The sequence below is a fragment of the Archangium violaceum Cb vi76 genome (assembly GCF_000733295.1).
GTDB classification, from domain to species: Bacteria; Myxococcota; Myxococcia; order Myxococcales; family Myxococcaceae; genus Archangium; species Archangium violaceum.
Map to the genome: position 1 here is coordinate 31,626 of NZ_JPMI01000150.1, position 13,701 is coordinate 45,326.

General features: G+C 68.2%; 11 protein-coding genes. All 11 read left to right on the plus strand.

The window, feature by feature from the left end; genetic code table 11:
• Nucleotides 1-3 precede the first annotated feature (3 nt).
• The 11 genes from Q664_RS22245 to Q664_RS22290 all read left to right on the plus strand — a co-directional run bounded on the left by Q664_RS22245 (nt 4) and on the right by Q664_RS22290 (nt 13,596).
• Nucleotides 4-2,367 (plus strand): tetratricopeptide repeat protein, encoded by a 2,364-nt coding sequence (locus Q664_RS22245; RefSeq protein WP_043399070.1) that lies wholly within the window; start codon nt 4-6, stop codon nt 2,365-2,367.
• A gap of 458 nt (nt 2,368-2,825) precedes the next feature.
• Nucleotides 2,826-3,476 carry a hypothetical protein gene (locus tag Q664_RS22250; RefSeq protein WP_052518499.1) on the plus strand — a complete coding sequence of 217 codons (651 nt, stop codon included), beginning with the start codon at nt 2,826-2,828 and terminating at the stop codon, nt 3,474-3,476.
• On the plus strand, nt 3,473-4,168 hold the full coding sequence (locus Q664_RS57920; protein WP_152622269.1) for a hypothetical protein: 696 nt from the start codon (nt 3,473-3,475) through the stop codon (nt 4,166-4,168). The genes Q664_RS22250 and Q664_RS57920 overlap by 4 nt, the downstream gene beginning before the upstream one ends.
• A gap of 106 nt (nt 4,169-4,274) precedes the next feature.
• The gene (locus Q664_RS22255) at nt 4,275-7,550 is read left to right on the plus strand and encodes a tetratricopeptide repeat protein (RefSeq protein WP_052518500.1); all 3,276 of its coding nucleotides are present in this window, start codon (nt 4,275-4,277) and stop codon (nt 7,548-7,550) included.
• On the plus strand, nt 7,547-8,824 hold the full coding sequence (locus Q664_RS22260) for a tetratricopeptide repeat protein (RefSeq protein ID WP_043399072.1): 1,278 nt from the start codon (nt 7,547-7,549) through the stop codon (nt 8,822-8,824). The genes Q664_RS22255 and Q664_RS22260 overlap by 4 nt, the downstream gene beginning before the upstream one ends.
• A gap of 8 nt (nt 8,825-8,832) precedes the next feature.
• Nucleotides 8,833-9,102: a hypothetical protein gene (locus Q664_RS22265; protein WP_043399074.1), complete on the plus strand. Its 270-nt coding sequence runs from the start codon at nt 8,833-8,835 to the stop codon at nt 9,100-9,102.
• A 24-nt stretch (nt 9,103-9,126) separates the two neighbouring features.
• Nucleotides 9,127-10,488: an AgmX/PglI C-terminal domain-containing protein gene (locus tag Q664_RS22270; RefSeq protein ID WP_043399080.1), complete on the plus strand. Its 1,362-nt coding sequence runs from the start codon at nt 9,127-9,129 to the stop codon at nt 10,486-10,488.
• A gap of 38 nt (nt 10,489-10,526) precedes the next feature.
• Nucleotides 10,527-10,976, plus strand: a complete 450-nt coding sequence (locus tag Q664_RS22275; protein WP_043399082.1) for a cyclic nucleotide-binding domain-containing protein — start codon at nt 10,527-10,529, stop codon at nt 10,974-10,976.
• 73 nt (nt 10,977-11,049) lie between these two features.
• Entirely contained in the window at nt 11,050-11,607 is a 558-nt protein-coding gene (locus tag Q664_RS22280) for a hypothetical protein (protein ID WP_152622270.1), read from the plus strand.
• Nucleotides 11,608-11,926: 319 nt separating this feature from the next.
• On the plus strand, nt 11,927-12,970 hold the full coding sequence (locus tag Q664_RS22285; RefSeq protein WP_235216825.1) for a porin family protein: 1,044 nt from the start codon (nt 11,927-11,929) through the stop codon (nt 12,968-12,970).
• Between the two features lie 14 nt (nt 12,971-12,984).
• A complete protein-coding gene (locus tag Q664_RS22290; protein ID WP_043399086.1) occupies nt 12,985-13,596 on the plus strand; it encodes a polysaccharide biosynthesis/export family protein in 612 nt (203 codons plus the stop codon).
• Nucleotides 13,597-13,701: the final 105 nt, after the last annotated feature.

Below are 13,701 nucleotides of genomic sequence, written 5' to 3' on the forward strand. Positions count from 1 at the left end.
GACTTGAGCACGTCGCGCCTCCACGCCCTGCTGCTCACGGCGGCCACGCTCGTGGCACCCGGCTCCGCGCGCGCCGCCGAGGCCCCTGCCCCACCGCCCACCGCTCAAGAGCTGGCCTCGCGGCTGGAGCAGGTGTCCGTGCGGCTCGAGGCCGCCGAGAAGGACCTCCGCTTCGTCGAGACGCAGTTCACCCAGCGCCCCGAGCCCGGCGAGGACGAGCTGTTGCTGCGCCGCTTCTCCGACGGAGAGATTCAGTACCTGCTGGAGGACTGGGCCGCGGCGTCGGTGCTCTTCTACGATCTGGTGGGCGACCCGCGGTTCCGCGAGCAGGGGCGCTACCCGGACGCGCTCTTCTACCTGGGGGACTCGCTCTACCGGCAGCAGAACTACGTGGGCGCGCGCATCTACCTGCGCGAGCTGCTCACGCGGAGCGACACGAAGCACTACCGGGACGCGCTCGCGCGCTACCTGGAGATCGCCGGCCGGCTCAACCAGCTCTCCGGCATCGACGAGTACATGGAGCGGGCGCGGCGCCTGTCGGGCGGCCAGCTTCCCCCGGAGCTCGAGTACGTCTACGCCAAGTGGCTCTTCAAGCGGACGGACCTGCCGGAAGCGGAGCGGCGCCAGCGCACCCGCGCGGCCTTCCAGCCCCTGGCCACCACCGCCGGCGGACGCTTCCAGAGACAGAGCGCGTACTTCCTCGGCGTGCTGTCCGTGCAGGCGGGAGACTACGCGGGAGCCGTGGAACAGTTCCGCCTCCTGGCCGCCGAGGAGGCGCAGGAGCCGGAGCTTCAGCGGCTCGAGGAGCTGGCGAGTCTGTCACTGGGGCGGCTGCTCTACGAGCTGGGACGCCTGGACGAGGCGCTCGACCAGTACGCGCGGATTCCGCGCGGGAGCGAGTCCTTCGTGGATTCGCTCTATGAAATGGCCTGGGTGCACGTGAAGAAGGCGGACTTCGAGAAGGCGAAGAACGCCACGGACATCCTCCTGCTGGTGGGACCCGAGGCCCCCATCGCCCCCGATGCGCGCCTGCTCCAGGGGCACCTGCAGCTCAAGCTGCACAAGTACGACGAGGCCACCGCCACGTACGAGGAGGTCGTCGGCACCTACAAGCCGGTGCGGGACCAGTTGGACGCACTGCTGAAGACGAACCAGGACCCCGTCGCGTATTTCGACAAGCTGCTGGCGCGCAACGAGCGCACCCTGGATGTCACCACGCTGTTGCCGCCGATGGCGCTCCAGTTCGCCACCACCCAGGAAGAGGTGACGAAGGCGGTGGCGATGCAGAAGGACCTCGACAGCAGCCGCGAGGGCGTGGACGAGTCGAAGACCATCGCCACCCGCATCCTCCGGGCCCTGGACGAGCGCGGCCTCCAGGTGTTCCCCGAGCTGCAGGAGGGCTACCAGCGGGCGGACGCGGTGGACAGCGCACTGGTGCGCACGGAGCAGGACCTGGTGCAGGTGGAGGGGGACGTGCTGCGGGGACGGCTGCGGCCCGAGGAACTCACCTTGTTGGAAGGTGTGCGCCGCGAGCGAGAGGCCCTGGGCGCGCGGCTGGCCACCCTGCCCACCAACCCCCAGGAGCTGGAGGCGCGGCGGGAGCGGATGCAGACCAAGGTGGACGAGCTGGACCGCGGCGCGTTCCAACTGGGCTTCGAGCTGCGGAGCATGGAGGCCATCTCCACCGCGGTGCGCAAGTGGTTGGACGACACGCGCGCCGAGCGCACCCCCCCCCCGACGGACGAGCGGGAGTTCCTCACCCAGTTGCGCAACGAGGAGCAGACGGTGGAGGCGCTGGAGGCCGAGCTGAAACTGCTGCGCTCGCGCCTGGCGGACGAGCGTGCATCCGCGAGCGCCTTCGTGTCGGGAGAGGACATCCTGCGCATGCAGTACCGCGAGACCCTCCATCACGAGCATGCACTGATGGCCGCCGCCGAGCAGCGGCTGTCCGGAGAGGACGCGGCGCTGGTGGCTCGGACGCACGAGACGCGCCGGAACTCGGAGCTCCTGCGCGCCCGGGTGGACACGGCCCGGCAGGTGCTGCGCGCCCAGGTGGAGCGGCGCGGCGCGGCCATCAAGGGCAAGGTGTTGGCCGAGCAGCAGTTGCTCCAGGACTACCACCAGGAAGTGGCCAGCGTGACCGGCGACGCGCGCAACCTGGTGGGCCGCATCGCCTTCGAGAGCATCCAGAAGGTGCGCAAGCAGTTCTACGACCTCGTCCTCAAGGCGGACGTGGGACTGGTGGACGTCGCTTTCACGCGCAAGCAGGACAAGACATCGGAGATTCAAAAGCTCTCCGCGCAGAAAGACAAAGACCTGCGCGACCTCGAGAAGGAGTTCGAGGAAGTCCTCAAGGACGAGAACTAGGAAGTCTCCCTTCGAGACTCCCGGATGTGTGCGCGCTCACAGCGCATCCCCAATGATTGCGCGCGTTTCGTGAGGCATCGGGGACTCTACAGTCACATCATATCACATGACTTTTGAAGTCGTGTCCGGTAGGGTCCTTGACCTGGATATTGCGCAATGCGCGCAGGGACTGTTACTCTCTCCGGGTATAGGGGACTTCCACGTTCTGACTGGAAATTCCTGGTACGTGCTGTTGGGGCTGGATGGGGAGGACGAGCGAGAACAAGGGCGCACAAGAACTGGGAACGAATCCCGGCCACCGGAAGGAATCCATGGCGTACGAGAATCCACGCAGATGGTTGCCAGGGGCCCTACTGGCTTCTGCCCTGATGGCCTCGGGATGTTCAACGCCTCAAGCCATCGAAGGGGTCGTGCGTCCCAAGCCAGGAGAGCCTCTTCTGGAGAGTCTCCCAGGTCCGATGCCGGGCTTTGGACCCTTCGATTCCTACTCGGATGCTGTGCTCGCCGCGTGCCCGACCATCCTCTCCAAACCCAATGCGACCGCGGGCCGCGTTCAGGACCAGGACTTCCCACTGCGTTGGCGCATCTCACGCGAATACTGTGCCTGGCTTTATTACACGCCAGACCACAAGTACGAGATGAGCAACCTGACGGACCAATCGAAGCCCGACGACCTGGATAGGAAGAGGAGCTGTGCCCTTCCTTCCGTCGTGGATGACCAGCGATACCCGCCAGACAGCCTCAAGTACGTCTTCGCGCTCCACAATCATCCCTATGCGGCCGCACTCTCCGATGACGACATCCGGGCCATCGTCGCGAAGGGACGGATTCACGACTTCGAGTTCCAGGGCCGGAATGGACCGCTCGGGAATCAGTCGATCAAACTCGCCATCATCGCGTTCTTCTCGAACTCAAGCGATCCCGAACACCCTACGTGCGACGGTTTCTTCCAATACATTCCGCTCGCGGGCCAACTGAGGAAGTGGACCCACACACGAGGCGAATGGCGCTGCCAGCAAACCGGCACCATCAAATGGCTCAATGACGTAGACTATCGCATCGAGAAGAAAACGGCTCCCTGCCAGAACTCCGCCGAGGGCGCGCCATGAGACTGAGAAACCTGCCCCTCACGCTGACCGTCATTCTCTCGAGCTGTGCGCTGTTCCAGAAACCCGCGCCACGGCAAGAAGACACCTCCATCAAGTTCCCCGACTTCCACGAGCACTTCGCGACAACAATTGGCGAGCAAGGCAAACCGTACGAGCTGGACGGTGCCACACTTCGAGCCATCACCATCGCCGCCAATGACTTCATCCCTCCCAATGGAAGGGAGCGGCAGTGTTGGGAGAAACAAGAAGCCCACCGCTACCGGGTCATCCGGCGGGATGAAATCATTTTCGTGGAGATTGGCTCAGACCCCAAAGCCTGCAAACCCGCGGTCCTCCCACTAGACGGCGGAGCGAAGTACGCCATCAGCATGGATGGGCGCATCCTCCGTCGCTTGTTCGACGGTGAGCCCGAGGATTTGAGCCCGGCTTCCGAGACCGCGGAGCAGGAGTCGCAGGGCACTCCTTTTCCCGACTCACAAGTGGGCGGCGTCTGGGGCAAGCCAGACCCAAACCTCCCTTCGTCATGGTTCGACGGAGGCACCCGCAGTCCGACCCCGGAATCACCATCCACTCCACCTCCCGCCCCTGGCTTGCCCGACGCCGGTTCACCGGCACCGGACGGCGGCGTTCAGACGCCGGACGGTGGTTCACCGGGAGTCCCGCCCCCACCTTCCCCTCCCGACGCGGGTTGAGCGGAAAGGGCCGGCCCGGGCCTCTTGCCTGGCCGCTCGCCTGCCTGGCCCCGCCCGACAGTCCTTGGGGGCCCTCCGTCGCGTTGGCTAGGATGCGGCGGATTCGATGCGCCGCCCCCTGCTGCTCGCCCTGCTGACGCTGGCCTCCGTGCGCGCCACCGCGCAGGACGAGGCACGTCCGCAGCCGGCCGCCTCGCGCTTCTCGGGACTCGGCCGCACGCCCGAGCAGGAGAAGCTGCTGGAGGAGCTGAGCGAGGCCGTCCAGCGCTACGAGGAGGAATCCCGCGAGTACAAGCAGGAGATCCAGCGCCTCATCGAGAAGAAGTATCGGGACAGGCGCGACGGGCTGGGGGCATCGTACGAGAAGGCCATCTCCAGCATGGAGAGCCAGGAACGTCAGGAGCGGCTGGACGCCATCGCGCGCTTCGAGGAGTTCCTCCGGCGCTACCCCGACGAGCCCCGCTACACCCCGGACGTCATGTTCCGTCTGGCGGAGCTGTACTACGAGCGCTCCAGCGACACGCACCTCGTGGCCATGCGCGAGCAGGAGGAGAAGCTGCGCACCCTCCCCGAGGGCGCCGAGCCCCCTCCCGAGCCACAGCCGGACTTCAACCCGTCCATCTCGCTCTACCGGCAGCTCCTCTCGCGCTTCCCGGACTACCGGCTCAACGACGGCGCGCAGTACCTGCTCGGCTACTGTCTGGAGAAGCAGAACGCCTTCGAGGAGGGCCTCGCCTCCTACCAGCAGCTCATCACCCGCTACCCCACCAGCCGCTTCGCCACCGAGGCGTGGGTGCGCATCGGCGAGTACTTCTTCGACGCGTACAGCGATCCCGACGCCCTCTCCAAGGCCGCCCAGGCCTACGAGGCCGCCATCCGCGACACCTCGCACCCGCTCTACGACAAGGCCCTCTACAAGCTCGGGTGGACGTACTACCGCATGGACCGCTACGACGAAGCCGTCGACCGGTTCATCACCCTCGTGGACCTCTACGAATCCTGGCGTGCCACCCGGGGCGACGAGGCCGGCAGCGGTGACCTGCGCGACGAGGCCCTCCAGTACACCGCCATCTCCTTCTCCGATGACACCTGGGGCGGCCTCGAGAAGGCCAAGGCGTACTTCGCGAGGATCGGCCCCCGCCCCTACGAGCCCGAGGTGTACCGCCGCCTGGGTGATGTCTTCTTCGACCAGACCCAGCACGCGGCGGCCATCGATGCCTACACGCTGGTGCTACAGAAGGCTCCGCTCTCCCCGGACGCGCCCCTGCTGCAGCAGAAGATCGTCCAGGCGTACGAGCGGGACCGCAAGCTGACCGAGTCCTCCGCCGAGGCCCAGAAGCTCTCCGAGCTCTACTCGCCCGGCTCCCCGTGGTACCAGGCCCACCAGCGCGACCCCGACGTGCTGGCCACCGCCGACGACCTCACCGAGAAGAGCCTCTACTCCAGCGCCATCTACCACCACCAGCAGGCCCTCGTGTTCAAGCAGGAGGGCAAGTTCGACCAGGCCAAGGCCAGCTTCGAGCTCGCCGCCTCCGGCTACTCCAAGTACCTGGAGCGCTTCCCGCGCAGCAAGAACTCCTACGAGCTCGAGTTCTACGCCGCCGAGTGTCTCTACAACTCGCTGCAGTTCGGCGGGGCCGCGAAGCACTACGAGCGGGTGCGCGACTCCACCCTGGGCAACAAGTACTTCGCCGAGTCCGCCTTCAGCGCCGTGCTCTCCTGGCAGAAGCAGCTCGAGGTGGACATCAAGGCCGGCAAGCAGCCCGCCCCCACCCCGCTGCGCTCCAGCGAGCGGCCCGAGGGTCAGCCCATCCAGCCCTCGCCCCTCACCGCGCTGGAGGCGAAGCTCGTGGCCGCCTCGGACGCCCACGTGGCGAAGCTCCCCCAGAGCGAGCGCTCCCCGGGCATCGCCTACAAGGCCGCAGAGCTGTACTACGCCCACGACGACTTCCCCGAGGCCCGCCGCCGCTTCGAGGCCATCGTCAAGGCGTTCCCCCAGCACGAGGTGGCCCGCTTCTCCACCAACCTCATCGTGGAGACCTTCCTCATCAGTCAGGACTGGAAGAGCGTCGAGGAGGTCAGCGGCCAGCTCGCCTCCAACAAGGACGTCATCGATCCCAAGAGCGAGCTCCACAAGGACCTCGTCCGCTTCAAGCTCGCCGGCCGCTTCAAGCTCGCCGATCAGCTCCTCGCGGAAGGCAAGTACGAGGAGGCCGCCGCCAAGTACATCGAGCTCGTCAACGAGGCCCCACGCCACGAGTTCGCCGACAAGGCCCTCAACAACGCCGCCGTGGCCTACGAGAAGACGCAGCGCTTCGACTCGGCCCTCCAGCTCTACGAGCGCATCTTCCGCGAGTACCCTTCCTCGCCCCTGGCCGATGGCGCCCTCTTCCGCGTGGCCGTCAACGCGCAGAACTCCTACGACTTCGACAAGGCCGTGGAGAGCTACCAGAAGCTGGTGAAGGACTACCCCGCTTCCAAGGACCGCGAGGCCGCCCTCTTCAACGCCGCCACCCTGCTCGAGGGCCAGCAGCGCTACGCCGAGGCCGCCGCCGCCTTCCAGCGCTACGCCGAGCGCTTCCCCACCGCCGAGGACGCGCCCCGCAACCAGTTCCGCGCCGCCCTCATCCTCGAGAAACGCGAGGACTGGAAGGGCGAAATCCGCGCGCTGGAGTCCTTCGTGCGCAAGTTCTCCTCCCAGCCCACCCAGGTGGAGCTCGTGGTGGAGGCCAGGCGCCGCATCGGCGATGCGTGGGCGAAGCTCAAGAACGAGAAGGAGGCCCTGCGCGCCTACACGGCCGCCGCCGAGGAGTTCGACCGCCGCAAGCTCCAGCCCGAGGCCCAGCCCCGTGCCGCGGCTGCCGCCGCCTTCAGCCGCTTCCAGCTCGCCGAGGCCGGGTTCCGCGCCTTCGACAAGCTCAAGATCGGCGGCAAGGGCAAGGCGCTCGAGCGCAGCTTCACCGCCAAGCGCAACGGCGTGAAGTCCGTCAACGAGGCCTACGCCCGCGTCTTCCCCTACAAGCGCCTGGAGTGGACGCTCGCCGCCCTCTACCGCCGCGGCCACGCCCTGGAGCGCTTCGCCAACACCATCATCGAGACGCCCGTCCCTCCCGACGTGAAGCGGCTCGGCGAGGAGGCCGTGGTGGCCTACCAGGATCTGCTCGCCCAGCAGACCGCCACGCTCGAGGACGCCGCCGTCGAGAGCTACGCCGCCACCCTCCAGGAGGCGCGCAAGAACCGCATCTCCAACGAGTGGACCAAGAAGACCCTCGAGTCGCTCCACCGCTTCCGGCCCAAGGAGTACCCGGTGCTCAAGGAGCCCAAGGACGCCATCGCCTCGGACCAGCTCTACCCCGAGGGCCTCGTCGGAGGTGACCCATGAGCCCCCGCCGGTTGCTCGTCCCCGGCCTGCTGCTGCTCGCCTCCGCCTGCGCCACCACGCCCAAGCCGCAGGCCACGGCCGCCACGGCCATCGCCGCCACTCCGGACGCGGGCACCCAGGACACCGCCGCGAAGAAGGCCGCTCCCCAGGATGCCACGAAGGCCACCCTCGCTCCGCCCTCCGCGGACGCGGCGTCCGTGGCTCAGCGCGGTGAGCTGACCACCGCCGAGTCCAGCTACAAGACCCAGACCGAGCGCCGCCCCAAGGATGACGCGGCGTGGACGAACCTCGGCATCACCCAGGAGCGCCTGGGCAAGAACGACGAGGCCGAGCGCTCCTACCGCCAGGCCCTGGAGCTCGCACCCGCCCAGCAGACCGCCTGGGACAACCTCACCCGCCTCCAGTGCCGCACCGGCAAGGCCTCCCAGGCCGAGTCCTCGCTGCGCGAGCTGCTCGAGGCGAAGCCAGACGCCCTCGCTCCCCGCATCGCGCTCGTGCAGGCGCTGCTGTGCCAGAAGAAGCTCGACGCGGCCACCCTCCAGGCCAAGCGCGTCCTCAAGGCCGAGGAGCGCAACGTGCGCGCCATGCAACTGCTCTCCCAGGTGTACTACCGCGAGCGCAAGTACGAGCTGGCCCGCATGGTGCTGGAGAACGCCCGCACCATCGCCCCCAACGAGGCCGCCACCCACAACGCCCTCGGGCTCGTGTTGCTCGCACTCGGCTCCAAGCCCACCGCCCTCGAGTCCTTCAAGAAGGCCTCCGAGCTCAAGCCGGACTTCGCCGAGGCCCGCAACAACCTCGGCGCCCTCCTCAACGAGGCCCAGGACCACGCCGCCGCCGCCCTCGAGCTGCAGGCCGCCGTCCAGGCCGCTCCCGACTTCGTCTCCGCCCGCCTCAACCTCGGCAACGCCTGGCGCGGCCAGGGGGACTTCGCCCGCGCCCTCGCCGAGTACCAACAGGTGCTCCGCCTCGCCCCGGCCCTGCCCGACACCTGGTTCAACCTCGCCATCCTCCACCTCGACGCCGAGCCCAAGGAGCTGGACACGCTCGAACGGCTGCAGTCCTGCCTGTCCTTCTTCGAGCAGTACCGCGCCCGGGGCGGCCGCGACGAGCGCGTGGACGACTACGTCAAGGACGCCAGGAAGGGCATCGAGAAGGAGGAGCGCCGCCGCGAGCGCGAGAAACGCGAGCAGTTGCGCAAGGCCCAACAGGCCGAGCCCCCTGCTTCCGGCGAGTCTCCCACCTCGGGTAGAGTCGCCGAGGAGAAGAAGTGAGCCCGCCCATGCGCCCTGCCCTCGCCCTCGTGTTGCTGCTCGCCGCCGCGCCCGCGTCCGCCCAGGACACCGCCGCCTCCAGCAAGAAGGACGCCTCCCAGAAGGACGGCAAGAAGCGCAAGGTCATCCGCCTGGACGCCATCACCGTCGAGGGCAACATCCAGAAGCCCCAGGCCTTCTACATCCTCCAGCGCTCCAACCTGAACTTCGACGAGCTCAACAAGGCCGAGAGCTTCACGCCCCAGGTCGTCAAGAGCGTGGAGAAGGAACCCTTCTAGGGTAGGAAGGGCTCCGAGAAGACCATGGCTCCCCCCTCGCCGCAGAACCGGATCCTCCGCGTGGGCCTCCTCCAGGGCACCCGCGTCCTCGAGGAGCGCCACCTCCACAAGCCCGGTGACTTCACCATCGGCCAGGATCCGAAGAACTCCCTCGTCCTGCCGCTGCCGGAGCTGCCCGCCAGCTTCCCCGTCTTCGAGTACCGCGCCAGCCAGTACAACCTCGTCTTCACCGACGACATGCAGGGCCGGGTGAACCTCGGCTCCTCGGACGTGGACTTCCACACCCTGCGCACGCAGGGCATGGCCATGGAGCGGGGCATCCAGTACGTCCTGCCCCTGCAGGAGAGCGCCCGCGGCGTGGTGGAGCTCGACACGGGCCTCCGCCTCTTCTTCCAGTTCATCCAGCCCCCGCTCCCCTCCGATGCGCCCCGGCTCCCGCCGGATCTCCAGGGCGGCTCGTGGCGGAGCATGGACCGGATGTTCTTCGGCATCCTGGCCGCCTCGCTGCTGCTCCACTTCTCCGGCGCCGCCCTCATCATCTCCTCCGAGCCTCCCCCCGAGCCCGAGCTGGAGTTGGATCAGTTGGATGACCGCTTCGCCCGGGTGCTCATGCCTCCCAAGGTGGAGGAGCCCAAGAAGCCCGCCACCGACACGGCCCAGGCCGCCGCCGACACCGAGAAGGACAAGCCCAAGGCGAACGACGCGGACGACAAGCCCGCCTCGGACAGTGCCTCCAAGCCCTCCACCCCCGAGGAGGCCGCCGCCCGGCGCGCCGCGGTGGCCAAGAAGGTCGCCGGCAAGGGCCTGCTCAAGATTCTCGGCTCCTCGGGCGGTGGTGGAGGCGCGTTCTCGGACGTGCTCGGCGGCAGCACCGGCGGCGGGGACATCGCCCAGGCGCTGGCCGGCGCGGGCGGCGTGGGCATCGCCACCGAGGCCTCCGTGGGCGCCAACGGCCCCCGCGGCGGTGGCTCCGGCAAGGTGGCCGGCATCGGCGACCTCGGCACCAGCGGCGGCGGCAAGGTGGACCTCGGCTCCAAGAAGGAGGTGGAGATCTCCGGCCGCGTCTCCACCGCCACCCCCGAGGTGGACAGCTCCGACGTGGACCGTGAGGCGCTCGCCCGCTACATCAAGACCCGCCTCAAGGCCATCCAGGGCTGCTACGAGAAGGAGCTCAAGCGCAACCCCAGCCTCAAGGGCAAGGTGATGGTGCGCTTCAACATCCTCCCCTCCGGCCGCACCGGGGACATCGAAATCGAGGAAAACACCCTGGGCAGCGACGCGGTGGGCAGTTGTATCCGGACAGTGGTGCGCGGCTGGGTGTTCCCCTTCAAACCAGATGACGAAGTCCCGGTGGCCTACCCGTTCGTCTTCACCCCGGCGGGGTAGACTGGAGCCAGCAACCTGCATCCCGGGGGGTCGGGGTCATGGAGAAGCTGGCCGTCATTTCATCCTCGCCGCTGTTCGAGATGCTCTCCAGCACGGAGCTCGCCTACCTGGCCGAGCTGGCCGAGCAACAGCGTTACGAGGCCGGGGAGCCCGTCTTCGAGGAGGGCGCGCCAGGCGACAGCCTCTATGTCATCGTCCGTGGGGAGGTGGAGGTGGTGCGGCGCGACAGCGGCGGAGTCCCCCGGCCCCTCACGGTGCTCACCGCCCCGGACTTCTTCGGGGAGATGAGCCTCATCGACAAGGAGTACCGCTCGGCCACGGTGCGGGCGCGCACGGAGGCGGTGCTGCTGCGGCTCACCACCCAGCACCTGGCCACCTTCCGCCAGACGCACCGCGACGGCTTCACCTTCGTCGTCATCAACATCGCGCGCATCCTGTCGGCCCGGGTGCGCGAGGCCAACGCCCGGCTCACGGCCAGGCAGGCCTGAGCATCCCCGCGCGTTGACACCCCCCGCCCGCCTCTCTAGCGTCGGGGGCATGCACCGCGGGCCTGGAGAGGACATGCGCTACATCGGAGTGCTGGTGATGGTGCTCGCCAGTGGGCTCGCCCTGGCACAGACGGCCCCCCGTCCGCCCCCGGCCCCGGTGGCCCTGTCGGCGGAGAAGGCCAGCGACGTGCCGGACACGCAGAAGCTCGAGCGCAGCAGCAAGGCGATCGGCTCCATGCGCGAGGTGCTCCGGGACGTGCTGTCCAAGCTGGAGGAGGCCCGGCGCGCCAAGGACGTGGTGAAGCTCAACTGCGTCAACGAGAAGCTCACGCAGATCAAGGGCCTGCTGCGCATCTCCGAGCAGTCGGACGTGTCGCTCCAGGAGGCCGTGTCCACCCGGGACCCCACCTCCAGTGCGCACGAGTACACCAAGGTGATGATCGCCCAGCAGAAGGTGGCCCAGCTGCGCACCGAGGTGGAGAAGTGCATCGGGCAGCTGGCATTCCAGGCGGACGAGAACATGGCCGTGGAGGTGGAGGAGCCCACGAACCTGCCCGGGGGAGACCCCACCCAGCCGGCCCCCGTGGAGGGGATCGTCGTCCGTCCGCCGCCCGCCAGCGCGGTGCAATGAGCGCACCGGGTTGTCCCCCCGCTCCCCGGCCGGCCGTGACCGTTGGGGAGAAAACCAAGTCATTTCGAGCACGGACGAGGCACGTGCTATGACCGGGAGCCCGGGGTGTTGACCGTTTCATGACGCAGCCTGCCAACAAGTGGAGGGCCTGGTGCCTGCTGGCCATGGTGGCGGCATGGCCAGCGTCCGGCCAGGCTCCGCCGGGTGGCAACGGCCTCAAGGTGGGCGACGGCAGGCTGCACGCCACCTTCGACTTCGAGACGCGTTACGACAGCGCCGCCGGCTACTTCCCCCCCCGGGTAATACGGACCCCACCGTGGTGTCGGACCAGCTGTCCGGGGAGGCCCTGCTGCACATCCGCCCCGGGCTGAGGCTGGAGCTGCCCGGCAAGAAGGTGGACGTGCAGCTGAAGGGCTACGCCGACTACGTCCACTACACCGGCCTCTTCACCCCCGGCTCGACCAACACCTCGCACGTGCAGGCGCTGGTGGACCTGAATGTCGCCTTCAACAAGGAGGCGCAGGTGGGGGTGGAGCTGGTGGACACCCTCCAGCGCTCGGACCGGACGCGCAGCGCGGCCATTGGCGCGGGCGTGCTGTCGCTCTACAACGAGCTGAAGCTGCGCGTACCGCTGCGGCCCGGAGGTGGCGCCCTGGAGGTGGTACCCCAGGTGGGGTGGGCGCTGGAGCGCTTCCATCCCATGGGCGCCCTGGCCCCGATTGGCTGCGACGGCCCCGAGTGCGACCCGGCCCTGGTGAACCGCTTCGACTACGACGATCTGCGGACAGGCGTCGAGGGCCGCTGGCGCTTCCTGCCGAAGACGGCCGTGGTGGTCGATGTGGACCTCAACCTGCGCACCTACAGCCGCGGCGGCAGCCCCAACGCCCTGCTGCTGCGGGGCAAGGCGGGCCTGGCGGGCCTGGTGACGCCGAAGATCGCCGTCACGGCCACGCTGGGCTGGGGCCAGGACTTCCAGGGCGCCTCGGGGGGCACGTTGATCTCCCAGGTGGAGGGCACCTACCTGGTGAGCCCGACCACGACCGTGAAGGCCGGCTATGCGCGGACCCTGGAGCCCGTGGCGGCCTTCGGCCAGTTCCGGGATGACCGCGGGTACCTGGAGGGACAGGCCCTGCTCGGCGGGCGGCTCACCCTGCGGGCCACCACCGCCATGGACTTCCTGCGCTTCGAGGGGGACCGGCGCGACACCCTCTTCAAGCTGGACGTGGGCCCCCAGTACCAGTTCGAGAAGTGGCTCGTCGGCGGGGCTGGCTACCTGCTCAATACACGGACGTCGACGGCCCCGGGCACGGGCATCAACTACTCGCGCCACGAAGGGTATGTTCGGATGACCGTGTCGTACTGAGACGGCCCTCCGTGATGCGCTCCTTCCTTCTCTTCGTGCTGCTGCTCGGTGCGGTGACCGCGTGCCGCACCACCGCTCCCACCCAGGCGATCGACGCCTCGGCCCTGCCCGCGACTCCCGCCTCCGCCATCTCCGAGACCCAGCGGACGCTCGGGCCGGGAGACCTGGTGGACGTGCGCGTCTTCCAGGAGCCGGACCACTCGGGCGTGTGGGCCGTGTCCCCCGAGGGCACCATCGACTACCCGCTGTGTGGGAAGGTGCATCTGGCGGGACGGACCTCGGGCACCGCCGCGGACGCGCTGCGAGAGTGTCTTGCCCGCTACCTGCGCCGCCCCGAGGTGTCCGTCGCCATCCGCGAGTACAACTCGAAGAAGGTCTTCGTCTTCGGCGAGGTGCAGAAGCCGGGCACGTTCTCCTACGAGGAGGGCATGACCATCATCGAGGCGGTGACGATGGCGGGAGGCTTCACGAAGCTGGCCTCGCCCAACGGAACACAGGTAGCGAGGCAGGACGCGGGGCAGCAGATGAAGATCCGCGTGCCGGTGAAGGACATCCGCGACGGAGCGGAGAAGAACTTCGCCCTGCGGCCAGGTGACATCGTCTACGTGCCGGAGAGTTTCTTCTAATTTCCCCTCGCCCTCCGGGAGAGGGACGGGGTGAGGGTGCCACGCATCCCGGGTTGAACCCTCTGTCCACACTGGGGGCCACGGATTGAAGAACAGGCCCGGATA

Excerpts from the sequence above, each read along its gene's own strand:
- Q664_RS22250 (WP_052518499.1), top strand. The coding sequence starts at position 2,826 with ATGCCGGGCTTTGGACCCTTCGATTCCTACTCGGATGCTGTGCTCGCC.
- Q664_RS22260 (WP_043399072.1), top strand. The coding sequence starts at position 7,547 with ATGAGCCCCCGCCGGTTGCTCGTCCCCGGCCTGCTGCTGCTCGCCTCC.
- Q664_RS22270 (WP_043399080.1), top strand. The coding sequence starts at position 9,127 with ATGGCTCCCCCCTCGCCGCAGAACCGGATCCTCCGCGTGGGCCTCCTC.
- Q664_RS22265 (WP_043399074.1), top strand. The coding sequence starts at position 8,833 with ATGCGCCCTGCCCTCGCCCTCGTGTTGCTGCTCGCCGCCGCGCCCGCG.
- Q664_RS22290 (WP_043399086.1), top strand. The coding sequence starts at position 12,985 with ATGCGCTCCTTCCTTCTCTTCGTGCTGCTGCTCGGTGCGGTGACCGCG.
- Q664_RS22275 (WP_043399082.1), top strand. The coding sequence starts at position 10,527 with ATGGAGAAGCTGGCCGTCATTTCATCCTCGCCGCTGTTCGAGATGCTC.
- Q664_RS22255 (WP_052518500.1), top strand. The coding sequence starts at position 4,275 with ATGCGCCGCCCCCTGCTGCTCGCCCTGCTGACGCTGGCCTCCGTGCGC.
- Q664_RS22280 (WP_152622270.1), top strand. The coding sequence starts at position 11,050 with ATGCGCTACATCGGAGTGCTGGTGATGGTGCTCGCCAGTGGGCTCGCC.
- Q664_RS57920 (WP_152622269.1), top strand. The coding sequence starts at position 3,473 with ATGAGACTGAGAAACCTGCCCCTCACGCTGACCGTCATTCTCTCGAGC.